The sequence below is a fragment of the Paenibacillus ilasis genome, assembly GCF_043195395.1.
In the GTDB taxonomy this organism is placed as follows: domain Bacteria; phylum Bacillota; class Bacilli; order Paenibacillales; family Paenibacillaceae; genus Paenibacillus_AQ; species Paenibacillus_AQ lautus.
In genome coordinates this window covers 1,806,274-1,830,928 of record NZ_JBHDJG010000001.1, presented here as the reverse complement: position 1 = coordinate 1,830,928, position 24,655 = coordinate 1,806,274, and the positions used below count along the sequence as shown (strand labels likewise).

At 51.7% G+C, this 24,655-nt stretch carries 21 protein-coding genes and 1 riboswitch; of the genes, 5 read left to right on the top strand and 16 right to left on the bottom strand.

The genetic code is table 11. The annotated features are described in order from the left end of the window. Positions 1 to 61: 61 nt before the first annotated feature. From ACETK5_RS08635 to ACETK5_RS08620, 4 genes are read right to left on the bottom strand one after another with little or no spacing between them, the layout of a single operon-like run. The gene (locus ACETK5_RS08635; RefSeq protein WP_394055114.1) at positions 62 to 1,060 is read right to left on the bottom strand and encodes an ABC transporter substrate-binding protein; all 999 of its coding nucleotides are present in this window, start codon (positions 1,058 to 1,060) and stop codon (positions 62 to 64) included. Positions 1,061 to 1,092: 32 nt separating this feature from the next. Continuing rightward, the gene (locus tag ACETK5_RS08630) at positions 1,093 to 2,808 is read right to left on the bottom strand and encodes an ABC transporter ATP-binding protein (protein WP_394055113.1); all 1,716 of its coding nucleotides are present in this window, start codon (positions 2,806 to 2,808) and stop codon (positions 1,093 to 1,095) included. Positions 2,809 to 2,861: 53 nt separating this feature from the next. Then, positions 2,862 to 3,896, bottom strand: coding sequence for a FecCD family ABC transporter permease (locus ACETK5_RS08625; RefSeq protein ID WP_394055111.1), 1,035 nt, complete (start codon positions 3,894 to 3,896; stop codon positions 2,862 to 2,864). Next, positions 3,897 to 4,952, bottom strand: a complete 1,056-nt coding sequence (locus ACETK5_RS08620; protein ID WP_326113205.1) for a FecCD family ABC transporter permease — start codon at positions 4,950 to 4,952, stop codon at positions 3,897 to 3,899. Between the two features lie 231 nt (positions 4,953 to 5,183). After that, positions 5,184 to 5,244: riboswitch (Fluoride riboswitch) on the top strand. Between the two features lie 72 nt (positions 5,245 to 5,316). On the opposite strand from ACETK5_RS08620, the gene ACETK5_RS08615 reads away from it, so the two are divergent. Next, positions 5,317 to 6,642 (top strand): voltage-gated chloride channel family protein, encoded by a 1,326-nt coding sequence (locus ACETK5_RS08615; RefSeq protein ID WP_394055109.1) that lies wholly within the window; start codon positions 5,317 to 5,319, stop codon positions 6,640 to 6,642. A gap of 17 nt (positions 6,643 to 6,659) precedes the next feature. On the opposite strand, the gene ACETK5_RS08610 is transcribed toward ACETK5_RS08615, so the two are convergent. The 3 genes from ACETK5_RS08610 to ACETK5_RS08600 are packed head-to-tail and all read right to left on the bottom strand — an operon-like array spanning position 6,660 to position 8,598. Then, positions 6,660 to 7,343 carry a hypothetical protein gene (locus ACETK5_RS08610; RefSeq protein ID WP_100537764.1) on the bottom strand — a complete coding sequence of 228 codons (684 nt, stop codon included), beginning with the start codon at positions 7,341 to 7,343 and terminating at the stop codon, positions 6,660 to 6,662. Beyond that, on the bottom strand, positions 7,340 to 8,230 hold the full coding sequence (locus ACETK5_RS08605; RefSeq protein WP_394055108.1) for an ABC transporter ATP-binding protein: 891 nt from the start codon (positions 8,228 to 8,230) through the stop codon (positions 7,340 to 7,342). Before ACETK5_RS08605 ends, ACETK5_RS08610 begins: the two co-directional genes overlap by 4 nt. Then, on the bottom strand, positions 8,230 to 8,598 hold the full coding sequence (locus ACETK5_RS08600; protein WP_009591066.1) for a GntR family transcriptional regulator: 369 nt from the start codon (positions 8,596 to 8,598) through the stop codon (positions 8,230 to 8,232). The genes ACETK5_RS08605 and ACETK5_RS08600 overlap by 1 nt, the downstream gene beginning before the upstream one ends. A gap of 231 nt (positions 8,599 to 8,829) precedes the next feature. Here ACETK5_RS08600 and ACETK5_RS08595 point away from each other — a divergent pair, with 231 nt between their 5' ends. From ACETK5_RS08595 to ACETK5_RS08585, 3 genes are all read left to right on the top strand, one after another. Then, positions 8,830 to 9,963 (top strand): phosphodiester glycosidase family protein, encoded by a 1,134-nt coding sequence (locus ACETK5_RS08595; protein ID WP_100537766.1) that lies wholly within the window; start codon positions 8,830 to 8,832, stop codon positions 9,961 to 9,963. 193 nt (positions 9,964 to 10,156) lie between these two features. Then, the gene (locus ACETK5_RS08590) at positions 10,157 to 12,325 is read left to right on the top strand and encodes a restriction endonuclease fold toxin (protein ID WP_394055105.1); all 2,169 of its coding nucleotides are present in this window, start codon (positions 10,157 to 10,159) and stop codon (positions 12,323 to 12,325) included. A 19-nt stretch (positions 12,326 to 12,344) separates the two neighbouring features. Continuing rightward, the gene (locus ACETK5_RS08585) at positions 12,345 to 12,749 is read left to right on the top strand and encodes an immunity 7 family protein (RefSeq protein WP_100537767.1); all 405 of its coding nucleotides are present in this window, start codon (positions 12,345 to 12,347) and stop codon (positions 12,747 to 12,749) included. Between the two features lie 131 nt (positions 12,750 to 12,880). On the opposite strand, the gene ACETK5_RS08580 is transcribed toward ACETK5_RS08585, so the two are convergent. The 4 genes from ACETK5_RS08580 to pxpB form a co-directional block, all read right to left on the bottom strand. After that, positions 12,881 to 13,519, bottom strand: a complete 639-nt coding sequence (locus ACETK5_RS08580; protein WP_394055103.1) for a pyroglutamyl-peptidase I — start codon at positions 13,517 to 13,519, stop codon at positions 12,881 to 12,883. 65 nt (positions 13,520 to 13,584) lie between these two features. After that, positions 13,585 to 14,343 (bottom strand): LamB/YcsF family protein, encoded by a 759-nt coding sequence (locus ACETK5_RS08575; protein ID WP_394055101.1) that lies wholly within the window; start codon positions 14,341 to 14,343, stop codon positions 13,585 to 13,587. A gap of 6 nt (positions 14,344 to 14,349) precedes the next feature. Beyond that, a complete protein-coding gene (locus tag ACETK5_RS08570) occupies positions 14,350 to 15,351 on the bottom strand; it encodes a 5-oxoprolinase subunit C family protein (RefSeq protein ID WP_394055099.1) in 1,002 nt (333 codons plus the stop codon). Beyond that, a complete protein-coding gene (gene pxpB / locus ACETK5_RS08565) occupies positions 15,348 to 16,067 on the bottom strand; it encodes a 5-oxoprolinase subunit PxpB (RefSeq protein WP_394055097.1) in 720 nt (239 codons plus the stop codon). Before pxpB ends, ACETK5_RS08570 begins: the two co-directional genes overlap by 4 nt. Before the next feature lie 234 nt (positions 16,068 to 16,301). Between pxpB and ACETK5_RS08560 the strand changes: the two genes are divergently transcribed. Further along, positions 16,302 to 16,487, top strand: a complete 186-nt coding sequence (locus ACETK5_RS08560; protein ID WP_394055096.1) for a hypothetical protein — start codon at positions 16,302 to 16,304, stop codon at positions 16,485 to 16,487. Between the two features lie 132 nt (positions 16,488 to 16,619). Here the strand turns inward: ACETK5_RS08560 and ACETK5_RS08555 are convergent, their stop codons facing one another. Genes ACETK5_RS08555 through ACETK5_RS08535 form a run of 5 tightly spaced genes read right to left on the bottom strand, consistent with a single transcriptional unit; the run spans position 16,620 to position 24,620 of the window. Continuing rightward, positions 16,620 to 17,828 carry a VWA domain-containing protein gene (locus ACETK5_RS08555; RefSeq protein ID WP_394055094.1) on the bottom strand — a complete coding sequence of 403 codons (1,209 nt, stop codon included), beginning with the start codon at positions 17,826 to 17,828 and terminating at the stop codon, positions 16,620 to 16,622. Positions 17,829 to 17,831: 3 nt separating this feature from the next. Further along, complete coding sequence (locus tag ACETK5_RS08550) at positions 17,832 to 20,204, bottom strand: DUF5682 family protein (RefSeq protein ID WP_394055092.1); 2,373 nt, start codon at positions 20,202 to 20,204, stop codon at positions 17,832 to 17,834. Continuing rightward, positions 20,183 to 21,286, bottom strand: coding sequence for an ATP-binding protein (locus ACETK5_RS08545; protein ID WP_326120293.1), 1,104 nt, complete (start codon positions 21,284 to 21,286; stop codon positions 20,183 to 20,185). Before ACETK5_RS08545 ends, ACETK5_RS08550 begins: the two co-directional genes overlap by 22 nt. 15 nt (positions 21,287 to 21,301) lie before the next feature. Next, on the bottom strand, positions 21,302 to 23,164 hold the full coding sequence (locus ACETK5_RS08540; RefSeq protein ID WP_394055090.1) for a HEAT repeat domain-containing protein: 1,863 nt from the start codon (positions 23,162 to 23,164) through the stop codon (positions 21,302 to 21,304). Between the two features lie 25 nt (positions 23,165 to 23,189). Beyond that, complete coding sequence (locus ACETK5_RS08535; RefSeq protein ID WP_394055088.1) at positions 23,190 to 24,620, bottom strand: SWIM zinc finger family protein; 1,431 nt, start codon at positions 24,618 to 24,620, stop codon at positions 23,190 to 23,192. Positions 24,621 to 24,655 lie beyond the last annotated feature (35 nt).

The window sequence follows — 24,655 nt, the reverse complement described above, 5'->3', positions numbered from 1 at the left end:
ATCTCTTCCTAGCATATTCGAAATCGCCCAGCAATCTATCGGGGATCACCGATACCGCTGGTTATTTCGTGTCCTCCTTCTCTTTTTGGCTGACGATCATTTCCGTCACTTCCTCGGCCTGGGCCAGGACAGCAATGGGATCAAACGGCCAGAACCGCTTGGCATCCAGATAAAACACGCGATCCTGCTTCACCGCCTCAATCGATGTCCATACCTTATCCTTCTTATCCATCTCGGCACCGTTAGACTCATCAAAGAAGATATAATCGCCTGCATAATCGTTGAGCACTTCCAGGGAGACCTCTTTGTATGTCACGTTCGCATCAATCAATTCTTTTTGAATCGTTGCCGGAGGTGTTAGCTGAAGCTCCTTGTAGATCGCCAAGCCCCCGCGATAAATGCCGTCACCGTACAGATAGAAGGTTTTGCCGAATGCGCCAAAGATCGAGAACGTCTCTCCCTCCTCCACCACACCATTCACTTTCGCGCGCAGTCCTTCTATTTTCTCATCAAAATCAGCTAGCCATTCCTTCGCTTCTTCTTCTTTGCCTAGAATAGCCCCCAATCCCTCCACTTCTTCGTGCACGCTTCGATAGGTTTCATAAGGGAGAATGACCGTCGGTGCGATTTTGGACAATTTCTCGTATAATTCCGGGTCCGAGTTAGCGCTGATAATCAGGTCGGGGTTCAATTCCACAATCTTTTCCGGAGCGCTTTCCCCCGTGTTCTCTATGCCCTCAATCATGTCTTGAATATGGACGTTCTCGAGATCCGTCGCTGTCGCGCCGACCGGCTTTTCTCTGAGCAGCAGCAGAGTTGGCAGGTAGGCATCAACTACAATTCGCTCGGGAGCGGCCGGAATTTCGATTTCTCCGTTAATCGTATCCACCTTTCTAGTCGTGGGCGCTGAGGCCTCAGTCTGAGACTTGTCCGTGCCCGCAGCGGTTTCACCGGCAGAGCCCCCATTATTCGCGGTATTTCCATTCCCGCTGCATGCCGAAATAACGATCGAGCATAAGACGAGCGTGGAGAGCATGACACGTATTTTAGACTTGAACATGTTTTATCCTCCTAATAAAATGATGGCTGGATTTAAGCTCCGAATTGAGCTCGATGTAATCGGCTGTATATGCCGTGCGCCGCGAGCAGATCCTCATGGATTCCTTGTTCGGCAATGCCTTTGTCTGCAACAACCACAATGCGGTCTGCATTCTTGATCGTTGCGAGCCGGTGTGCAATCACCAGGGTCGTACGTCCCTCCGACAGTTCGGCCAGCGCCTGCTGAATCGCCGCTTCGGTCTCCGCATCCAATGCAGACGTCGCTTCATCCAGAATAAGAATCGGCGGGTTCTTGAGGAACATCCGGGCGATCGACAGGCGCTGTTTCTGTCCGCCGGACAGCTTAACGCCTCTCTCGCCGATTAAGGTGTCCAGCCCATCCGGAAGCGAAGCGACCAGCTCCTCAAGCTGGGCACGGCTCACGGCTTCCATCATGTCGCTCTCTGCAGCGTTGAGCCGGCCGTAGGCAATATTTTCGCGGATGCTGCCGTCAAACAGGAAAACATCCTGCTGCACGATGCCAATATGGGAACGAAGGGATTGCAGCGTCATGTCTCGGATATCGATCCCGTCAATCGTTATCCGCCCGGCTTCAACGTCATAGAAACGCGGCAGCAAAGAGCACAACGTTGTCTTGCCTGCTCCGGAAGGACCCACAAGCGCAACGGTTTCACCTGCTCGGATGGACAAACTGACATTCTGCAGCACTTGATCTTTGTTCTCGTACCCGAAGGATACCCCGTCAAAGGCAATGTCTCCCCGCAGATGGTTAACCGGCTTTGCATCCGGCGTATCCGCAACGTCCGGTTCGCTCTCAAGCAGCTCCAAATAACGCTTAAAGCCGGCGATTCCCTTCGGATACATCTCAATGACCGCATTGATCTGTTTAATCGGACCCAGGAACACATTGGACAGCATAACAAAAGCGATAAATTCCCCGTTGGTCATCCGGCCTTCGATCACGAACCAAGTACCGCACACCAAAACGAACAGGGAAATGAATTTCATCAGGATAAAGCTGATCGAAGAATTCCAAGCCATAATGCGGTAGGCAATCAGCTTTGTCACGCGGAAGCGGTTGTTGTTCTCAGCAAAACGCGTCATTTCATGCTCCTCATTCGAAAAGGCTTGAACCACGCGGATACCGCTGACGTTGTTCTCCACACGTGCGTTGTAATCGGCAATATCGGAGAACATGCGCTTGAACGCTGCCGACATTTTTCCGCTGAAATACAGCGATAAATAAATCATCAATGGAACGATCACAAACGTCATTACGGCAAGCTGCCAATTAATCCCGAGCATGATGCCCAAGGCTCCGGCAAGCGTCATAAGGGCAATGAACAGATCTTCCGGACCGTGGTGGGCAATTTCCCCGATATCCATCAGGTCGTTTGTCATCCGCGAGACTAGATGCCCCGTCTTGTTATTGTCAAAAAAACGGAAGGATTGCTTCTGCACCCGATCAAACAGCTTTTTGCGCATATCCGTCTCAATGTTGATGCCGAGTTTATGCCCCCAATAGGTGACCACGTAATGTAAGAAAGAACTGACAACATAAATGCCGAGAAGACCCAGACAAGCGTACAAGATCCACTTCCAGTTGCCGCTCGGCAGCAAGTCGTCTATCACGCGGTTGACAGCAACCGGGAATATCAATTCCAGCAAAGCTGCAAAGATCGCGCAACAAAAATCCAATATGAACAGCCCTTTATAAGGCTTGTAGTAGGAAAAAAATTGACGCAGCATAAGGACCTCCTTAATCCGTAATTCCGTTATAGAAATGAGCAAGTCCCTCCCTTTTAAGCTCTCGACCTGGATAGCAGGTAGAGGAAATAGGGAGCGCCAATTACCGCAACCACGATCCCCGTCGGAATCTCTGAAGGTTGTATGATCCAACGTCCAAGGGTATCGGCAGTGATGACCAGCAATGCACCGACCAGTGCTGTTACCGGCAGCAGCATCTGATGCTTCCCACCGACCAAGCGCCTGGACAGGTGGGGCGCGATAAGTCCGACAAATCCAATTCCGCCGCTTACCGCGACGCAGGAGGCTGCTAAGCCAACCGCCGCAGCCAGCAGCTTCAGTTGCTCCCTTGTGACGGAAGCACCGAGTCCGGTTGCCATCGATTCTCCAAGATTGAGGACGTTCATCACCTGCGCTTTGTACATGACGAAGGGCAGCAGCACAAGTATCCATGGGAGCAAGGACAGGACGAACCTCCAGCTGGAACCCCAGATGCTTCCTGCTAGCCAAGTGGCAACAAACTGGTATTTTTCAGGACTCAAGCGCAGCGTTAGCACGATCATAGCCGCACTAATGCCAGCCGCAACGGCAATCCCCGTTAAGAGCAGCCCTGTCGGCTTAAAGCCCTGATTCTTCTTATAGGCCAGCACGCATATTAAGGCAGCGGTTAAGCTTGCCCCAATCAGTGCAAGAACCGGCAGTAAATAGACCGGGGCCGCCGTCGTGCTCGGGAAAAATGAAATAAACAGCATCACCATCAAGCCAGCTCCCGCATTAATCCCCAAGATTCCGGGATCCGCCAGCTCATTACGGGAAATCCCCTGCATGACGCAGCCCGATATCGCTAACCCGGCACCAATAAGAATTGAAATCACGATCCGCGGCAAACGGAATTCAAACAGCACCAGTTCCTGCTTGTCCGTCCCGCTGCCAAACAGGGTTTTTATGACCTCAAACGGCGATAAACGGATCACCCCCGTGTTCATACTGATCAGAAAGACCAGAATGATTAATGCAACCAGGACAAACAATGTCATGAACCTGCGCTTCCTGCCTTTTCGTTCATGCATATTATTGGTAACAGCTTCCATTCACAGTTCCCTCCTTTCTTTGCGTGCCAAGTAGAGGAAGAAGGGCACCCCGATCAACGCGATGATCGCGCCCACCGGTGTCTCGTAAGGGGGGTTCACCATTCTTGCCGCAAGGTCGGCAATGACGACCAGCAAGCTCCCAAGTACTGCCGAGCAAGGAATGATGAGCCGGTAATCCACGCCGACCAGCTTGCGCGTGACGTGCGGAATCATGAGACCGACAAAGCCTACCGCACCGACAACCGAGACGGCAGCGCCAGCCAGCACCAGCACGATAACCGTTCCGGCCAGCTTGACGAGTCCTGTTCGCTGTCCGAGCCCGCGGGCAATTTCATCGCCGAGGCTAAGCATGGTAATGGAGCGTGACAACGCAATAGCTCCCAATATAGCAGCGACGATCCACGGCAGCATAATCTTCAGATGGACCCACTTAATCCCCGCCGTTCCGCCGGCATACCAGAATGCCATGTCCTGTCCGACCTGAAAATACAATGCGATGCCTTCGCTAAGCGCACTTAACAGAGCACTAAGCGCAGCACCAGCCAGAACAAGACGTACCGGTGTCAGACCGCCTTTTGCCATGGAACTGACACCATACACGAGGACCGCACCTAATCCTGCCCCAAGGAATGAGAACAGAATCAGGTACATATAAGGCAGCCCCGGAAAAAATGAAAAGCAGAGGGCAATGGCAAAACCCGCTCCCGCATTTAATCCGAGCAAACCTGAATCAGCGAGCGGATTCCGGGTCATCCCCTGCATGATCGCGCCCGATACCGCAAAGCAAGCGCCCACCATCGCACCACCGAGGACCCGCGGCAAGCGCAGCTCCTGTATAATCTGATGCTCCGTCACATCGGGATTAAAGAAGAACACCGCCTCCCATACCTTTCGCAGATCAATCTCGGCCGCCCCGAGTGATATCGATAAAGCTATGCCAAGCACCAGCGCTGCCACGCCTCCGGTGAGAATCAGGGTCGCAGCCCATGGTCGCCCCTTGAGTTTAACGTGGGTCTTGGAATCTGTAAGACTTGGATTGGACGTGTTTGATGACATCATTTTCCCCTCAATACTTTGATATTGATTCTCATTATCATCTGTAATGATAAAATAAAGGTCTTTCCTGCGTCCATGGACATCTTGAATTTCTTACCTGAAAAAAGTCCATGTCCAAGTCAAGCACTTTTCTCCAAATTAAAGCATACCTCTTTTGGCTAAACAAAAAGCTCGCTCCTGATGGATTGTGACATTGACACAGAAACCTCTATTCCATTACAATAAATGCTAATTAAATGAGGCGATGGAGTTCGCCATAACCGCTTCGATAGCTAATGACTCCTACCAGAGGTCGCTTTCCTGGTAGGAGTCTGTTTGTATATTGAAGGGTCAGCGGCGAATACATAGAAACGGGTGAATTTGCATGATTAAAAAATGGCTTGAAGGTACCGAAAAATGGCCCTACGCCTTGTTGTCCGGTTACTTCATCAAATGGATCGTTCTGGGAAGCTTCGTTGGATTGATGACGGGCAGTGCCTCCGCCTTCTTTCTTTACAGTCTGGACTATGTAACCTCCCTTCGCATGGAGAACCCTTGGCTGCTGTTCTTCCTTCCCTTGGGAGGCGCCGTGGTCAGCTACCTATATTACAAGTTTGGCAAGAGCAGTACCAAAGGGAATAACCTCATCCTTGAACAAATCCATGGCGGTGCGGAATCCATTCCATTGCGAATGGCGCCTTTAGTTCTAATCGGAACATTAACCACGCATCTGTTCGGAGGCTCCGCAGGACGCGAGGGCACTGCCGTTCAGATGGGAGGAAGCTTATCGGAGTGGTTCGGTAAGCTAATCCGCGTAACGCCGGCGGATCGAAAAATCCTGCTTATCTGCGGAATTAGCGGCGGCTTCGGATCCATTTTCGGCACGCCGCTAGCGGGAACCCTGTTTGGACTTGAAGTGCTTGCCATCGGACTGATCTCGCATCAAGCACTATTACCAGCATTCGTAGCCAGCTTGGTCGGGAACCTGACCGCCACCTCTCTGTGGGGTGTCAGCCATCTGCATTATCCGATTGGAGACATTCCGGCTTTGAGTTTCATAGTGATCCTAAAGGTGATTCTGGCCTCGATACTCTTTGGTCTGACAAGCCGACTATTCAGTGAGCTAACCCATTCCTTGAAACGGTGGTACAGCTATTTCTTCCGGAATCCGATGATCAAAAGCGCTGTCGGCGGCATCATCATCATTGGACTGGTTTATCTGCTTGGGACACGCGATTATTTGGGGCTGGGCCTCCCCCTGATCGAAGCCTCCTTCACAGGCGAAGTATCGCCTCTAGCCTTTCTCGGCAAAATCCTCTTTACCTCGCTGACGCTCGGAGCAGGGTTTCAGGGCGGAGAAGTTACCCCCTTGTTTGCCATCGGGGCAACGCTTGGCAACGCGTTGTCGGGATGGATCGAATTATACGCACCGTTCCTGGCCGCACTAGGATTTATTGCCGTCTTCTGCGGAGCGACGAACACGCCAATTGCTTGTTTTATCATGGGAATCGAACTGTTCGGCGGGGAAGGTGCCGTTTATATGTTTATGGCCTGCGTTATCAGCTACCTATTCTCCGGGCACTCCGGCATTTACACCTCCCAACAAATCGGCATATCCAAACACCCGTTCTTCTCGTTTCCGCTGGGCACCACGCTTGCGGGAGCGAAGATGTTAAACAAACAGAAGCACAACAAAAAGACGTCCGAGTAATCGGACGTCTTTTTGCCTTACACCGAGCTTTTGCGAATCGAGCGGTAACTGACGAGTGCGATGATAACCGAGATGGGAATGAGCCACAGGGACAATTCAAAGGCAGTACGTTTCACAACCCAGTCAATCACTTGCCCCCACCGGCCGTATTGGGTGATCAGTACGCTGACCACCGACAATAGAATGAAATAGGCCGCAAGCATGACAAAGGTCTTGATGCCGCGATTACGAAGATAGAAGACGCCGATTCCTATCCCAATAAAGGCAAATGTAAGAAGCAATATGAAATAAATGATGAATTGTTCTAACAGCGTGCCGTCATTCAAATACGGCAGGTTGAAGAACGATATCCGGTCTCCCCAAGAACCCGTAATGCGTTCAATTTCGGCTAAAACTAATAATATAATCGACGTAAAGACGCTGTACGATACCACCATCAGAACAGAGCCCAGATAGAAGTCCGTTCTTCGAATGCTGAATCCGAGGGAGAAGGGAAACAGCTGCAGCACCGATACCAGAGCCGCGATAAACACATAGATAAAGATCGTTGCCAATCCCCCGGCATAGAACGCTTCACCATCAACCAATACGCTGATAATGTAGTTGATCAGAAAGCTGAATGCCGTGATGGCCCAGGGCAAATAAAACCAGGATAGTTTCTGTCTCGAATAAATATGGATTACGCCAGGAATTCCGTTCATGGTTGGATCCCCACCTTTTCGCGCTTAGTTAAATATACGATCAATTGTTGAAGGGAAACGGGAGTTGTTTCCAAGCCCAATTCTTCCGCCTCTTTATGCAACCTCGTGGTCGCACTTCCCATCACCGTGACGGACAACATGGAAGCGAACGATTCCCGATGTATCACTTCCTGCCCTTGGATAAACGATTCAACCGTTCCGGAAGGACCGACGATCTTAAACGCACGTCCCCGCAAGTCATCCGTGGCATCGTCAAGCAAAATTCGGCCGGAATCGATAACGATGATATGCTCCAGCAATCTGCTAACCTCATCAATCAAATGCGTGGACAGAATAATCGTACGCGGATGATTCGTGTAATCCTCAATCAGATGATCATAGAACAGCTCTCTTGCCACGGCGTCGAGTCCAAGATAAGGCTCATCAAAGATCGTGATCGGTGCCCGGCTGGCGAGTCCGACGATGATGCCTACCGATGAGAGCATGCCGCGGGACAATCTCTTTACGAGTCGTTTCATCGGCAGCCGGAATACCTCGATCAGTTTGTTTGCATATGCCGCATCCCAATTCGGATAAACGTTAGCGGCAATTCCCATAACGTCCTTGACCGTAAAGATATCCGGATATTTCTGGCCTTCTTTAATGAAGCATACCTGCCGGATCACCTTCTGATTTTCGTATGGATGCTCTCCGAATACGCGAATCTCCCCTTGGCTCGGGAACAACTGCGCCGTTATCATCTGCATAATGGTTGTTTTACCCGCGCCGTTCCTGCCCAGCAATCCATAGATCTTATTCGCCTCGATGGTAAAACTCACATTATCGACAGCCGTCGCATCCTTGTATGCCTTGCTCAAATTCTTGACTTCGATTACGGTTTGGCTCATCAGTCTTGCTCCCCCCTGCGGATCATTTCCGATAATTGATCTTTGGTAATCCCAAGTTTGGCCGCTTCCTTAACCATGGCGACCACGTACTGTTCATAAAACTCCGTCTTGCGCTTCTCCATCAGCAGTTCACGAGCTCCAGAAGCTACAAACATGCCAATCCCCCGTTTCTTGTACAAAATTCCTTGATCGACCAGCAGATTAACCCCTTTGGCAGCTGTAGCCGGATTGATCTGGTAAAAGGCTGCAAACTGATTCGTTGATGGAACCTGCGTTTCCTCAGGCAGTCGTGCTTCGATGATGTCATCTTCAATTTTGTCGGCAATTTGCATGAATATCGGTCTGCTGTCATCAATCTGAAATGCCATTTACCTCACCAACTTTCGTTTATAACCTCGTTACATAATTGGTTAGTTACTCATGTAATTAACCATATAGGAGATGAAGCTCCTTGTCAATGGGTTCTCGGGATTTTTTTACAAAAACAAGAGAGATGATGGACTTTAGTCCTAAATAAATAGTCCCTGCAAGCCGATAAAATATAGGCACATATTCTACGCCCAATACAGATAAAGAGACAAAGGAGCTTGAGAGAAAACATGAAAAGAATCATTGCAATCGTTGTACTGGCCATGCTGACGGTCATGACGCCGCTTTATGCCGCATCCGCCCCCAAAAATTTGGCCTACGTGGACAAGAACAGCCAGTCCTTCATCTCGGTCGGGGTACTCAAGACCTATGACGGTGTAAAGGTAGCTTATACAGCTGCAGAGAAGAAACTCAACATCACCCGTGAAGATACTGCTCTCACGCTATATCTGGGCAGTCGGAATGCCTATATAAACGGAAAAAAGGTTCAGGCTAAAGCAGCCCCGTTTTCCGAGAACGGCTCTACTTATGTACCGCTGCAATTTGTCAGCCAGCATCTTGGGCTTAAGCTGTCCTGGAGCAATAACAGATCCACCCTGAACATTACGGACGGCAGCGTGTCAAACACCCTCCCCGTTCTTTCGGGGAACATGATGACCCGTTCATCCAAGGCCGTGACGTCGGCCAGAAAAACATTTAAAGTGGGCTCCCGTTCCTTCAGCGCACAAGTCGTCACCGTTTCGCTGCTCCATCCGAAGGTGGAACTGGACGTTGTTTTGGCAGGCAATAAAGCAGGGAAAGTCGAAGACTTACGGAGCATAGCAAAGCGCAGCAACGCCGTAGTTGCCATTAACGGAACGTTCTTTGACGCCTATACTTCAGGAGCGTACAGAGCACCGTACGGTTATTTGGTCAGCAAAGGCAATATTTTTCACAAGGCCTCGGGAGATAACCGGACGATCTTCACCTATGACAGCAACAATCTGGCGACGATGATGCCAGGACTCGACTTCAAATCCGTATATGATGCAGGCCGTATGGAAGGAGCACTTCAGGCGGGTCCGCGTCTGTTGACCAATGGCAAGGTGACGCTGGACGTCAAGAAGGAAGGATTCAAGGATCCGAAGATACTGACGGGCGGCGGCGCACGAAGCGCACTGGGTATCACGAAGGATCATAAGCTGATTATGTTAACGACAGGCGGCGCTACCATTCCTCAACTGGCTGAAATGATGAAGCAGGCAGGTGCCTATCAAGCAATGAATCTAGATGGCGGGGCTTCCAGCGGATTGTATTATAACGGCTCTTACTTAACGACGCCAGGCCGTCAGATCAGCAATGCCATCGTCGTAAAATATCAATAATGAACCCTCTCCTCTGGTTAACCGGATCTTCCGCCGGCTGCCAGAGGAGTTTTATTTTATGAACAGCACTACCTCCTCTTCGAGCCGCATATGCTGATCAAAGAAATGTTTCACTATGAGGACCATTTGTGTAAATATATAGCAAACTGTCTATAGGGAGCGATTCGTAAGATAGTGGTTCATTCAGCGGGGGGTGGATTCGATTACATCGTCTATTGCGGTCATTCGGACGAGAATCAGGGACACGATCGAGGGGATATATCGGGTTTGGAAGGAATGGATTGGGAGGTACCCTTTGATTGCCAAGGTGTATCACTTATTTTCCTGGCTTTCCCTGCTGGTGCTCGTTATAAGTCTGGTTCTGATCGAAGAGTCGCGGACCATGCTTGTGCAATATTTGTGGTCTTTCTATGTACTACTGCAATTTTGGCTGCTAAGCCGGAGCAAAACCGTTACCTGGAAGCAGGTCAGCTTGTTTGTACTCTCAGGCGTTCTATTGGTCATTCCCTTGACTAACGGGACCATGCAGGGACTTCATTTGATTTTTGGAGGACGGACGACCGACACATGGTCATTCGCCGTCATGACACCGGTCGTAGAGGAAATCTACAAGCTGCTGCCGCTGGCATTGTATTTATTTTTTTCACGAAGAGCCACGACGTTAAGCCTGAGCGATTATGTATTATTAGGGGCTGCTCCCGGCATTGGCTTTCAATTTATGGAGGAGCTGTCAAGACGCTTGGTCCAAAGCAATTACGGGGTGTCTTTTCTCGGCGGCAAAACGCTCCACTGGGAGTTCTTCGATTGGTTTCCGGGCTACTTTGAGGAAAGCTTTATTCCAACCATGATGAATGTTACGCATCCTGTACATAGTGCCATGATCGCGCTTGGAATCGGCATTGCATTTCGGTACGCCAAACGTCTGACACGCTGGGTCTATGCATTTCCGGCCGTCCTTCTGCTCTGGGCTATCCTGAATCATGCGACCTGGAATGGACAGAATCGGCTGCCGGAGTGGGTACTTACTCTTCATGAATGGACCGGTGAGGGCTACCGAACCGAAGGCTTCTTCCTTATCCTGCTGGTTGCAGGGTTGTTCATCGATTATTTCGATCTGCATCGAATTCGTGACCGTCTCCCGGTTCTGAAGGGTGAGGCTCTCATCAATCCATTAACGGAATGCTGGCAGATGACGCGGGCTCTCTTTACAGACCGGAAACGCCTCGGTTACCTGATCGGATTCTACCGAGAACGACGCGAGCTCGGATATTCGTTATTGTACGGCAATCTCGAAGCAGCAGGCCAAAGGGATCAGGTCCAGGAAAATGTAAGAAAGTATACCGCCGTTCTGGGAGCCATCGGCATCCTCATACTTGCTGCCGGGATCCTGTCCAGTATCGGCGCTTCGATGATAGCTGGCGACTCCTCTTGTTTTGCGTGCTTATTCGACTCTCTCCAGAACTGGTGGGATCGGCTTAGCGGCTGGGAACAAGCAGGTCTCATATTGGGTGCTTTTGCCCTTTCCCTGCTATTTGTCAGCTTCTGGCCTGCGCTTGGTATTGCCTTGACCGGTGCCGGCATTGCCGGTGGCGGACACGAGATTGCCGGATACATCCGTGACCCGAAGAAGCTGCTATCCCCACAAAATGCGGCCGCTGCCGTGTTAGCCGTTATCCTCAGCCGTATTCCAGTCGGTAAAGGGATATCTTGGCTGTCCAATAAGCTGGGCCCACGAGCCAGGAGGTGGCTGGGTACACTCGCCGAAAAAGTCGGCTTGAAAACGCGCGATGAGCCGGATACTCCAACTGGCGGAACTCGCGATCCAAAGCCTGACGGTACGAATGAACAACCGGAAGAGAATCCGAGGAAGCCAGATGGTGACCATGAGAATAAACCTGATGAAGATAAGCCGAATCCAGATAAGCCTGACAACGAAAAGCCGGAGGAAGAAAAGCCAAAAGACAAACCCGATGATGAAAAGTCTGACGAACCAAACGACACACCGCAAGAGGTGCCGAGATATTCCGGAGAACTGCAGAAGGTTAACAAACCGGATGCTGCCGCCGATGCGCTTGCGGAGCGACTTGGCGGAGAATCGAGAATGAAGTTTGATTCCGACCCCATCGGGCGGGAATTCGACGCCGTTAGCGATGAATATATTGCCCAGACCAAGCCGGCATTGCAACAGGTTAACAAAAAGGTTCGTGATCAAATGAAAGCGACCTTTGAAGCAGCGGAGCAAACCGGCAGAAAGGTCTATTATCATTTTGAAGGGGAGCCTGCCCAATCCGTCATTGACAAATTACATGAATACAGCCAAAGATATGGAATAGAAGTCCACATTGATACCGATCCATTATAACGACAAGGAGTGAACATTCATGTATGAATTTCACGGCTGGGCTACCATCCAGGAGAATCCTGCGGAAGCGGATGCCGGGCAGCTTGACATGATCATTCAGAAAATACAGCTTAAGATGACCGAGTTTGCATGGGGCAGCGGCTTGCTATCCTTGAATGCGGCTAACGGCTCCTATTACCTTCATGTCGGAGGTTTTACGAACCGCAAGGGAGCTGAGGCTGCCGAGATCGTAGCGCTGTACCAATTGATTGGCGAAATCGCTCCCGGCTCATACGGTCTTCTGTATACCCGAGATGATGAGAATCTGGAGGGTTATGACAACGAGTTCCGGGTTCAGGTGCTGGCACGGGGACAACTACGGGAACAACGCGATTCGTTTCTCTCCCCTTGCGTCCCGGTGATCGAAGATGAGGTCGATGAATGACCATATGAAATCATAGAAATCCCGCAACCCCACCATGTTTTGTTCTCATGGTGGGAAGCTGCGGGATTTTTGTTGAGCCGTTATCGTTGGTATATCCGAATGGATATTACCAATGAATGAGTGACAGTAACTTAAGCTCGTCCATTCAATTCATCCATCGTTGCCTGCACGATGATCCGCAGGCCATTCAACATCGTTTCATGGGATAAGGTCGGCAAGGCCGGCTTCTCCACGGCCATCTCCGTCGATGCCGGAAAATGCACAAAGCCGCCTATGGCAGAACTTTGCTGAAGGCGAATTTCTTTCAAAACCGCATACATCGTATTATTGCAAATATACGTTCCGGCAGTATTGGAAACCGAAGCAGGAATTCCAGCTTCCTTCAGTCGGTTGACCATCAAACGGATTGGTAGGGTCGAGAATAGTCCGTCCGGTCCGTCAGCGTCTATGGGCTCATCTTGAGGTCTTGCACCCCGATTATCCGAAATCGTCGATTCCGGCGGTATGTCCTTGATATTAATGGCGATCCTTTCCGGTGTAATGGCGGTTCGTCCACCCGCTACGCCGCAGGCAATGACCGCATCGGGTTCGTATGCCTTCATCTCTTGCAGCAGAATGTCCGCACACTCATCGTAATGCACGGGAAGAAGCAGCGTTCTGATTTCTGCACCGGGGAAGTCGTCGTGCTTGATCTCCTTAACCAGTTTTTCGGTTGGATTGATAGAACTTCCGCCAAAAGGTTCAAAGCCTGAAATTAATATTTTTAACATCTGTCATATCTCCTGTACTCGTTTATGTAAGCTGCCGGATCACGTAAATAGCATCCTGACTTTTATTATAGCAGCGCTCGAATGCTTACACCTTCAGCTTCAAGCCGTGATCGCAAGGTGCTGGCGAACAGCGATGCGTGCGCGCCATCTCCATGAATGCATACGGTATCGGCCGTAATGGGGATCACCTTGCCGTTCAGGGTAACTACCACTCTTTCTTTCACCATCCGCACGACTTGCGTGGCCGCAGCTTCGGGATCGGTTATGATGGCATCCAGCTGATTTCTCGGCGTGAGGGTGCCGTCATCCCGGTAGGTACGATCCGCAAACACTTCGCTTGCTGTGCGAAGCCCTGCCCTCTCCCCCGCCGCGATTAACTCGCTGCCTGCCAACCCATACAGAATGAGCGTCGGATCGATATGCTTGATTGCGGATGCAATCGCATCCGCAAGGGGTCTGGAGGTCGCTGCCATATTATACAGAGCACCATGAGGTTTTACATGCTGCAGTCCGGACCCTTCCTGTATCGCAAAAGCCATCAAGGCTCCAACCTGATAGGTTACCATATCATAAGCTTCGGCAGGCGTAATCTCCATTCTTCTTCTTCCGAAGCCGGCCAGATCAGGCAAGCCCGGATGCGCACCGATCGCGGTACCGTTTGCGATAGCCTGACGGACCGTTGCCCTCATGACCGCCGGATCGCCTGCATGAAATCCGCAAGCAATGTTTGCCGAAGTTATACTGCGAAGAAGCTCCGTATCATTGCCTAACCTGTAAGCACCGTAGCTCTCTCCCATATCGCAGTTCAAGTCCACACGAACCATGCTGACTCACCACTCCTTTAATTTAAGCTTGATCATGGTTTCCAACATTCGAAGCTCTCGAACGTGAGCCGTATAAAGCTGTTCTGCGTCTGCCAAGGATATTTCCGCAAAGCGAATGGCCGCCCCAGGCGACAGCTGAGCGATCAGCGAAATATCGACGGTCGCCACTTGTGCGATTTTGGGATAGCCTCCAAGCGTCTGCCGATCCGCCATTAGAATGATGGGCTGGCCATCTGCAGGTACCTGCACCGTTCCAAGGGCTACCGGCTCGGATATATATTCTTTCGCATGGCTTAATTGAAGCAACGGGCCGGACAATCGGTAGCCCATACGGTCCGATTGCGGAGTTACGGTGAACCGTTCTCCGAGCAGCGCCTGCTTGCTGCCTTCGTCAAAGTCATCATATTGACGCCCTTTCAGCACGCGTATCACCGCCTCCTGTCCTGGACCAGGATACCCTTCAGCAGAGACGGCCCATTTTACGGTGAGGAAACCGCCGTAATCATCAAGATATCGTTTAGACGAAACCAGGGGAAGCCGAGAAGGATGGGCATGCAGCGTATCCCCTTTCTTCAACGGTCTCCCTTCATGCCCGCCGATTCCGGCCCTTAAATACGTACTGCTGCTTCCCATTACCTGGCAGACATCAAATCCGCCCGATACGGCCATATAAGCGCGACAGCCCGTTACCGGCTGTTGAAAGCGCAGAACACGGCCCGCTTTGATCAGCACGGGACGCCACATAGGAACCTTCACGCCTTCGATCGATGGCGATAGATCTCCACCTGTAATGGCAACCCACCGATCGCTATGAAATTCAACCGCGAATCCTGACCATGTAATTTCCAGAACGGCCCGTTCATCCTCATTGCCAACTAGTCGATTGACGATCCGATAAGCGTAGTTATCCATGGCTCCTGCCATAATAATACCGTATCTGCCGTAACCCCGTCTTCCCGCATCCTGAAGAGTAACAAGAAGTCCCGGCTTTATAACGGTTATACTCATAGACCCACTTCCCTTATCTGTTCGTATTCCTCCGCTTGAATAGGCCGAAACCGGATATATTGCCCGCTCTTCAACAGCGTTGGAGGCTCAGCTTCGGGACGAAATAAAGCGAGCGGCGTCCGGCCGATAATCTGCCACCCACCCGGCGTTTCGATCGGATAAATGCCGGTTTGCGTGCCGGCGATTCCTACCGATCCAGCCGGTATAAGCAGCCTTGGAGTCTGTTTCCTCGGTGTCGCAATTTGCTCCGGGATACCTCCGACATAGGGGAAGCCGGGCGCAAATCCGATGGCGTAGATTAAGTAATCCTGCCCGGAATGAATACCGATGACATCCATGGGAGAAAGGCGGTTCTTCTGAGCGACTTCGTCAAGATCCGGTCCATAGTCGCCCCCGTAACAAACCGGAATGTCAACAACCTCATATTTTGTGATGTCCTTCTCCCCAGCTTCCTCCTCCATCCGCTCATCCAGCATCGAGCAGACATAAGCAAACACCGTATCGAATCCGTCTGGTTTGCCGATCTTATCATAATCATAGTAAACCGCTAAGCTCGTATACGAAGGGATGCATTCGATCCAGCCTGGAAAAGGGTTCTTTTCCAATCGCCTCGCCATAGCTGTAACCAGGCGATGTACCTTCTCGCTCACGATGTCTTCGAATTGAATGAGAACAGCCGAATCCCCTAAAGGGAAGAACGAATAAGACTTACTCATTGGACATTCTCCGTTCCATATGGACTGCTGATTGTCGTCAATCATTGAATGATTATTCCTATGATAGCAGAGAAACGGGCATCCGTTGAATATGAAGTTAAATTTTTGGTCGAAAGAATCAGAACAGCTGGCTCTGTACGGATCCTACCAAGCGTCCATGCTGTTATCTGCATAATTTTAGGGAATGGTTGGCAAAATACAGAAGTCGTACTTTAATAAGGAGGTGCCACCCACATGAGCCAACAAAACCAAAACCATAACCGTAACGAACCGACAAAAGCAGAAGTACAAACCACAAAATTGAACAAAATGCCGATTCCAGGTGAATTTGACACCGAGATCTCTGCCGAAGAAGCAGCCGAGGTGTTTAAACAGCAGCAGCAACCAAACGCTGGTCATAGCTCCGAGAACCAACAATAAGTAGAAGACCTCACGGATCATCCGTTGTTTACAGGATCGTCCGTGAGGTCTTTTTAGGTGTATTATTTTACAGTCATTCGGGTTTTTATGGTTTAATTAGCCATCCATGAAGCTCTTATTTAAGCTTTCGGTTTAAATCCCCTTGGTGCCTAACCGCTTCGCAAGTTCCGCCAAATCCTGCCCTTTAAGGGCTCCTTCCACCAGCTGCGGAAGAAGCGCAGGAGTGCATGCAAAGCAAGGTGTTCCGTCTCTCGACAGTGACCTGGCTACCTGCTCATCATAGAACGGTTTTCCCTCCTCGGATAATGCGAGGAGACACATCGTCTTGACTCCCGCTTCCCGTAATTCACGCATTCGCCGGATCAGCCCGGCTTGATTGCCGCCCTCGTACAGATCCGAAATGATGATAAACAGAGTCTTTTTCGGTTCTTCAATAAATTGCTCGCAATACGCAACGGATTTATGAATATCCGTTCCTCCGCCAAGCTGGATGCCGAATAACATATCCACCGGATCATTGGCACACTGCTCCGTCAAGTCAACGACTTCCGTATCGAATACAACCACACGGGTGTCGAGCGAAGGTATGCTTGCAAATATGGATCCAATGACCGAAGCCCAGATCACGGATTCCGCCATGGAACCGCTCTGGTCGATATCCACGATGACGGTCCATTCTTTGCTGCGTCTTACTCTGTCAAAATAATAAAAACGCTCCGGAATGATCTGCTTGCGGTCCGCATCATAATTTTTCAGATTTCGCTGTATCGTCCGCTTCCAGTCAATACCGCTGAGCGAAGGAAGCGGTGTATGCTGCCTGCGGTTCAAGGCACCAGTCACTGCCCTGCGAATATCATCCTGCAGGCGCTGGACAAGCTCGTCCACAACCGCCTTCACCAGCAGGCGTGCCGTATCCTTGGTTTTCTCGGGAATCTTGCCTTTCAGGGACAGCAGCGTGCCAACCAGCTGTATATCCGGCTTGACCGTAGCCAAGACCTCCGGTTCAAACAGCAGCTGCTTCCATCCCTTTCGTTCCATGGCATCATTCTGGATAATGGACACCACGTCCTCCGGAAAAAAGGAGCGGACATCACCCAGCCACTGCGCGAGCCGGGGAGCCGACTTTCCTTGCCCGGCTGCCCGCTGCCCCGCGGACGCACTTCCAGCTTCCGCCCCGCCGTCCGTATTATCATAAATCGCGGCCAGCGCACGGTCCATAATCATTTCTTCCTCCGACAGCTGTATGCCCCCGGCGCTATAGCCCGCTAGCTGAGGTTCAGCCGACTGGCCCAGAATGAGCCGCCAACGCGATATTTGGTTTGGTTCCGTTATGCAGCTCATCGCCTAAAAATCCTCAAAGTCAAAATCATTCAAATCATCGATCATCTTCGCTTCTTCCTCCTTCAGGTCACCGGTCAAAATCTCGGCAGCCTGCTCTGCATTCACGCCCCATAACTCGCCAAGCAGCTCGGCAATCATGGTCTTCTCCTTCGCCGAAAAGCTGCTGAACGCCCGGCGCAGAAAAACAAGCGCACGAGTGAATTCATCATCCTCCAGGGATTGGATGTATTCATTCAGCTGCTCCCACAGGCTCAACCGCGAGAGAAGGGCATACCGGTTCCGCATCGATAAGCCTTCAAACCATCCAGCACCCAAATCGGCCGAAATGCCGGGCGATAGTCTGCGAGATACTTCTTCGGCACACTGCCGGGCGGAAATCGCATTCCGCTCCATCAATACCGCACACGCATATCCCGACAACCGGGCGTTCAAGTCATCCCTCTCAGACAAATGCCCGAGTTCTTGCAGCCAAAGTTCCTCGTCCACCTGCTCCGCGTGCTCCACGGCGACACTGTTCAGTTCATTCAAGGCAGTTATCATCGAGCCTGATACCTCGTCGCTGCACTGGCTGCCATCGAGCAAAAACAAACAAGCGCGCATAAAGAGCTGCTGCAGCAGCGGTACTAACGGCTCTGTATTCATCCGCCTGATCCCGCCGTAGCGGATCAGAACGGATAACTCCCGGGAAGCTGCCGCAATCTGTACGACATCGCGGCTGTCCACAGCAAGCTTTTGCAGGGTCAGCCGACCTGCTTCCATCTGGTGAATCATCCCGCATTCATATGCGATCCGGATGAGCGAAGAGGCTTCGTCAATCGAGCTGCAGCCCGCCAGCTTCTGCTGGAGCCTATAAGCAGCGGCTACCTCTACCGTCTCTCCCAGCAGCGTCGATTCGACAACCTGAATTTCAACCTCAGGCGTCCATTTCACAACCCAGTGCTCAGCCCACGCCCCTTGCTCCTGCCCGCTGGGTCTGGCCTTAACAAAATCAATCCCCAACAGCTTCAAGCGGTGAAACAAAAAGGACCGGTTCAAATCGAGATATGCGGACTCTTTCGAGGTTACCCTCCGGTTCTCGCGCAAATCCAATATTAAATCGTTGGCCACAACCGATTTATACTTCTCAAGCTTTAGCCTTTTCAGCTGGCGGTTCAGGTCGTCCTGGATCGGTGTCTGGCTGACGCCTTCGGCCAGCTCGCCGATCGCCGTGCCGATCTCCACTCGTGCAAGCTCCTCTGCTACGACGGAAAGATCGCCGCGCCCAAGCAGCGTCTGGGCCGCATCCCGCAAATCCCGCAGTGTCGGGAGACCGCCACCATGGAGCGCTGCGAGCGACTCCGCCAACCGGACGGCTTCGATCACCTCTGCCGTGGAGCGGTGGGTACCATTCTTTCTCATCGAGCCCGCGACCATGGATAAATAATGATGCGGCAATTCCGCTAGCGCGTCCTGCTGCATTCGTTCCCACATCATCTCAAAATAATGGGGAGCGATATTCCCGGCACCATAACCGGAAATGGACGACAGCTTATAGTAGGAATAAGGCATCAGCGTAAGCTTGGTTATCCGGGAAGGAAGCTGATTCAATTCCTCGTCGCTCATCGGGCTGGACAAATCGCTAAGCGCGGAGGCATGGTAAGCCCCGCAAATGACTACAATGCGCTCGGGGTCATGCCCTGCCGCAATCGCTTCAACAATCTGACGGCGCATATACGACTCCCGGACGGCATTGTAGGCGTATTCCACAGTATCCTCACGACGCTCTTTCTCCTCCGACAGCTCTCGCATCTGCACGGAAAAAGCCGATATGGATTGCCGGTAAGAGCCTTCGCTCAGATTATGTTCGTAACTCCGCTCCCAGTACATATCATAATCATATTCGCCGGCAAGCTCGGCAATCCGCTCATATACGGATTTTTCGTCCGGCTGGCTCTCGTCCATCGGCTCAACTGCCCCCGAGCTGGATCCATGATCCTCGCCTTCAAGATCTTCCCCGCCCGCTTCGCCGTCGGAGCTGCGGCGCAGCTCCTGCAGACAGACGGCAGCAGATGAGGGCAGATCGATAAATGCGGCATAAGCTCCGTACTTCTGCGCCCATCTCATGGCCTGATATTCCGGGGAATATACCGCAAAAGGCCACAGAACCGTTCGTACGGGCAGTTCTTCGGTAAACGCCAATATAGCAACCGGCGGCTTTGTTGTTGCCTGGGTCAGATGCCGTATTTCCCCGCTTGCATCCGACGGCCCTTCGATGAGCACCGCCGTAGGATTGATCTCATCCAGAAAATCCAGTACATGCTTCGCACCGGCGGGCGACAAATGCCGAACTCCAAAAACATGTATACCGGCAGCATTCACTGGTTGATCTCCTTGCATGCGTTATATAAGCCACGCCACTGCGCTCCGCGTTTCTTCATGATATTATCAAGATATTCCTTCCATACGAGCCGGTCTTTATCATCATCCTTCACAATCGCCCCTTGGAGTCCCGCCGCCAAATCCTCATCCGTCAGCTCACCGCTGCCAAAGCTCGCTGCCAGCGCCATGCTGTTCGTCAGGAGCGAAATCGCTTCAGCCGTCGAGATCACCCCGGCCGGAGACTTCACCTTTTCCTTTTTGTCCAGGGTCATGCCGCTGCGCAGCTCTCGAAAAATCGTCACGACCTTGAGCAGTGCTTCATCTGCGGGAGCAGCAGCCTGCAGATCATAAGAGGCGGCAATCTCGGACACCCGTTTCTTCACGATTTCGATTTCGGTACTCAGATCCGCTGGAGCAGGAAGAACGATAATATTGAAACGGCGCTTGAGCGCTGTTGACATCTCATTGACCCCGCGGTCTCTTGTATTTGCAGTAGCGATAATAGAAAAGCCTTTTCGGGCGTTCATTTCTTTTCCGAGCTCAGGCACCGATATCGTCTTTTCGGACAAAATGGAGATGAGTGCATCCTGTACCTCCGAGGCACAGCGGGAAATCTCTTCGAACCGGGCGATCCCTCCCGCTTCCATCGCCCGCATGATCGGACTCTGCACCAGCGCTTCGGGTGTAGGGCCTTGAGCGAGCAGCATGGCATAGTTCCAGGAATACCGGACGTGCTCTTCACTCGTTCCGGCCGTTCCCTGAACGACCAGACCGGAATTTCCGTAGATCGCTGCCGCCAGATTTTCGGACAGCCAGGATTTGGCCGTGCCTGGCTCCCCGATTAATAACAGGGCACGGTCGGTTACCAAGGTAGCGACCGCCATCTCGATCAACCGCTTGTTCCCGATATATTTAGGCGTGATTTCCGTTTGGCCCGCCTTGCCGCCGACGATGAATTTGAGTACGGATTGAGGCGACATCTGCCATCCGGCAGGAATGTTCCCGGAATCCTCCTTACGCAGTGCTTCCAGCTCGTGACGGAACAGTATTTCCGCCGGCTGCCGCATGATATCTTGTAATTGCTCTTGTCCTGCTGCCATGGGCTTTTCACTCCTTTAAATTTCTTGTTCCTTCATCATCCGAAGGATGTAACGAAGCTGATCTTCGGCGCTGTCCCGATAGTTGCCCAGCACCGCTTGAACGCGGTCATAATAGCCTGCCGGTAATCGGCAAAGCTGCTTAAATATAAAAGGTTCAATCATATAGCAGTCCTGATTGCGCTTATCCTCCATTGCGACCACAATAGCTTCAAATAACGCTTCATCCTTCATGCCGGAACGTACAAGCCCCATAATGATCAAATTGGCAAACCGGTTGCGGAATTCCGGTGAATTCTTCAGCTTCGCCAGCAAATACGACTCGGCTTCGTGGTGTCCCCGGCGGGCGAAAGCGCTCACCAACGCAAGCTCATCCTGCTCGATAAACAGCTCAAGCCATCTGTCATCCCAGCTTGCTTGCAGCTGCTCCTGCGGAAGCATTTCCACGTAATACGTATAGCTCTCCTTCCCCGTAAACGGCATAACTTCCTCATAAGGTTTATACTGCCTATGGATGACCATATCTGACAGGGTGTCCAAAAGCCTTTTTCGTTCTTTGGCCGCGTTGCCAAGTGACGAGGAGGAGAAGCCTTCTAACACAACGTCCTTGTATTGTTCATATACGCGGTCCGGCGGGAGCACGCGAGCGGCTTTTTGGAATACTTCGCGGACATAAGAGCTGCCATGTCTGTATTGCTCCAAATCATTCTCCGCGTTTTGGCGAAGCAGTTCTCTGGCTTCCTCGGAATCCACGCGATTCATGTAAATGACCGCTTCATTCATAAGGTATGTCCAGCCCAAAGATTTGATATATAAGGAATACTGCTGAAGCACGTTCCGGTACAGCTCCTCGAGCGCCGGACTTTGTTTATCGTGCAGGGCCCACAAGCAGCGCTTCACCTTGCTCCAGCTCTCCTCCAGCTTTGACTTGTCATCCGGAAATTCGGAAACCGCTTGAAGCTCGGCGGACATGTCTCGTACAAGCCAATCCGTCAACAAGGCGGAACGGCATTTGCCCAGGGCAGGGTTAACCAGCTCTTTGTCTTTTCCTTGAGCGGCTTCATACAATCGCTCCACGGCTTGATCCGAACCCATCTCGGCAAGTGCGTCATAAGCCGCCTCGCGGATCACCTTCTTCTTGCTCTTGCTCCATTCCATCAGATCAGCCTCATACTCTTCGTAGCGGGCAAGCAGTTTGATCGCCATGCACCGCACCTCATCGCTGCCGGTCTCGGCCGCTTGTCGAATCAGCTCTGCTATTTCCTTGCCGCCGGTTTGCGCCATCACCTTCAGCTTCCGCGACTCCGGCTTTCCGCCCTCCGGATTAAAGCTTTCCAGCAGAAATGGAACGATTTCCGGGCCATACGCTGGCAAAATCTCATTGGCTGCCAGCTCTCCAATCTCGACATAGGGGTCATTCAAAGCTTCAATTGCAAGATATACCAGACGGAAATCCCGGAACAAGCCTTCCTTCCATGCTTCTTCTATGATCTCGTAACGGCCGCCGCCCGTTGTAGTCAACGCGGTCTGTACAGCGGAAAGCTTGCGGAAGGATAAATGGGATGATAGTGAAACCGGATGATGGTCTACCGGGTGGAGCTCTCCCTCAGGGGCTGTCGTTCCTTGGGTATGCAGCACGGAGCTCAGCAGCTGGTTCAAATCCTGAAGCAGCTGTGCCGACTGGGTCTCCTTCCCGGATTCCGGTTCCATTAAAGCGCTGATCCCTTCACCCAATCTCTTGAACACGGGAGCGCGCTCTCCGAGCTGCTGAAACTGCGGCAGCAGCCTCTTGAGGCGGAAGTCGCCTGCCGCGAGTTCGCTGCCGGCAATATATAAACGCCTAACCTCCTGGTTAAGCTCCTGCAGTAATGCCGTACTCATGGTTGTTCCTCCTTCTTTACCCTGCTCAGTACAACAGCCGGATGATTTCGTGATTCGTAATGATGGTCAGCGGCTGCGCCAAGAGGCGGCCTGTCGTCAGGCAGTGCTCAAACATAACCAGCATGGAGACACCGCTCAGCTTCTCCTCCGGCAGATACCGCAGCATCGGTACCGTCGGCTGTAAAAAAACGTCACCAAGCGCAACCGACTGTCCGGCTTCATCCGTGATGGCATACTGACCATCGGCGTTCCGGCTGATCCGGGAAACATGAAGCAGCATCACGGGATGGCTGTCAGCGAGCGGATTTTTCAGCTGGTTCTTCACCTTTTTAATTGCGTCAGCATAAGAGCCCGCCGCATATTCGTGAATCCAAACCATATCCTCCTCTGTCACCGGAGTTGAAGCCATCTCTTCAAAGCGGACCCGCCGGTTCATATCCCCCGGATAACGGTACAATACAGGGACTCGGGCTTTTTCGAAAAAGCTGTCTTCCTCACGCATCAGCTTGGCGGCCTTATAGGGACGGTACTGGATCGTTCGGTGAATTTCGCCGCTGTCCTTCTGAAGCCAGTATCCGGTATCCACATGCTCCAGCCGTGCATCGTCGGCATAACTCAGAAAAGAAAGCTGTATCAACTCTGCCTGTTCACTTACGAGCCCGAAGCTTTGCAGCTCCGTCAGCTGCCAGGCATGCCCCAGCCATTCCTCAATCGTCGACTCATGATCCAGCGCCATTTCCGGATCCTCAAGCTTTGAAGTCAGATATTGTCTGCCTTTTTTAATCATTGCGTTCATGACGGCTAGCTGCTCCACTGCATATGTATAAGCTTTCTCCTGGTCTTTGTCCAACAGCACCAGCGCCAAGCGACGAAGTTCCGACTGAGCACCCGACAAGTAATAATTGCCCATCTGCTTTACATGTTCCTGGATCAGCTTTTGTTCCTTTTTATCCAATGTTCCTAATCCGTTCCGGATCAACGAGTGGATCAGCTTCTCCAATACGTCCAGACCTTCCAGCTGCGCATTGATTTTCTTTTTTAATGCCGATTTGTTGACCTTCTTCGGTTTGGGCGCTGCCCCTTCGGCCGTTTCTTTGAGCTTACGCTCTTCCCGCTTCTCCGCTTTCTCCCGCTTGGCAGCCAAATCTTCCGGCACCTCGGCAGGGGTAAACGCCGCTCCGCCCGCATACGCATAAAGCAGTCCAAGCACATGCTTGCACGGAAACTGCCGGCTCGGGCAAGTGCACCGCATCACCGGTTTCTCCGGCACCGCAAAATCGGCGGACGGCTGGTAATCGGAGCTTCCGCTGCCTGCACATGTGCCGAACAGCACGGCATGGTCCTCCGAATGATGCAGCTGCAGGAACCGTCCTTTTTTTACAAGGCCCTGCCCGTTCTTAATGGCTGCACTATTCGGTGCCTGCGAATCGATCCATGTCTCTGTAATCTCAACCAAACTCATACCCTCCTAAATCAAGTCACTGCTGGTCA

Coding starts and splice junctions, on each gene's coding strand:
- ACETK5_RS08610 (WP_100537764.1), bottom strand. CDS start 7,343: ATGAACGGAATTCCTGGCGTAATCCATATTTATTCGAGACAGAAACTA.
- ACETK5_RS08545 (WP_326120293.1), bottom strand. CDS start 21,286: ATGGCAGCAGGACAAGAGCAATTACAAGATATCATGCGGCAGCCGGCG.
- ACETK5_RS08635 (WP_394055114.1), bottom strand. CDS start 1,060: ATGTTCAAGTCTAAAATACGTGTCATGCTCTCCACGCTCGTCTTATGC.
- ACETK5_RS08615 (WP_394055109.1), top strand. CDS start 5,317: ATGATTAAAAAATGGCTTGAAGGTACCGAAAAATGGCCCTACGCCTTG.
- ACETK5_RS08630 (WP_394055113.1), bottom strand. CDS start 2,808: ATGCTGCGTCAATTTTTTTCCTACTACAAGCCTTATAAAGGGCTGTTC.
- ACETK5_RS08625 (WP_394055111.1), bottom strand. CDS start 3,896: ATGGAAGCTGTTACCAATAATATGCATGAACGAAAAGGCAGGAAGCGC.
- ACETK5_RS08575 (WP_394055101.1), bottom strand. CDS start 14,343: ATGGTTCGTGTGGACTTGAACTGCGATATGGGAGAGAGCTACGGTGCT.
- ACETK5_RS08605 (WP_394055108.1), bottom strand. CDS start 8,230: ATGAGCCAAACCGTAATCGAAGTCAAGAATTTGAGCAAGGCATACAAG.
- ACETK5_RS08560 (WP_394055096.1), top strand. CDS start 16,302: ATGAGCCAACAAAACCAAAACCATAACCGTAACGAACCGACAAAAGCA.
- ACETK5_RS08580 (WP_394055103.1), bottom strand. CDS start 13,519: ATGTTAAAAATATTAATTTCAGGCTTTGAACCTTTTGGCGGAAGTTCT.
- ACETK5_RS08570 (WP_394055099.1), bottom strand. CDS start 15,351: ATGAGTATAACCGTTATAAAGCCGGGACTTCTTGTTACTCTTCAGGAT.
- ACETK5_RS08600 (WP_009591066.1), bottom strand. CDS start 8,598: ATGGCATTTCAGATTGATGACAGCAGACCGATATTCATGCAAATTGCC.
- ACETK5_RS08550 (WP_394055092.1), bottom strand. CDS start 20,204: ATGCAAGGAGATCAACCAGTGAATGCTGCCGGTATACATGTTTTTGGA.
- ACETK5_RS08555 (WP_394055094.1), bottom strand. CDS start 17,828: ATGAGCTGCATAACGGAACCAAACCAAATATCGCGTTGGCGGCTCATT.
- ACETK5_RS08595 (WP_100537766.1), top strand. CDS start 8,830: ATGAAAAGAATCATTGCAATCGTTGTACTGGCCATGCTGACGGTCATG.
- ACETK5_RS08620 (WP_326113205.1), bottom strand. CDS start 4,952: ATGTCATCAAACACGTCCAATCCAAGTCTTACAGATTCCAAGACCCAC.
- ACETK5_RS08540 (WP_394055090.1), bottom strand. CDS start 23,164: ATGAGTACGGCATTACTGCAGGAGCTTAACCAGGAGGTTAGGCGTTTA.
- ACETK5_RS08585 (WP_100537767.1), top strand. CDS start 12,345: ATGTATGAATTTCACGGCTGGGCTACCATCCAGGAGAATCCTGCGGAA.
- pxpB (WP_394055097.1), bottom strand. CDS start 16,067: ATGAGTAAGTCTTATTCGTTCTTCCCTTTAGGGGATTCGGCTGTTCTC.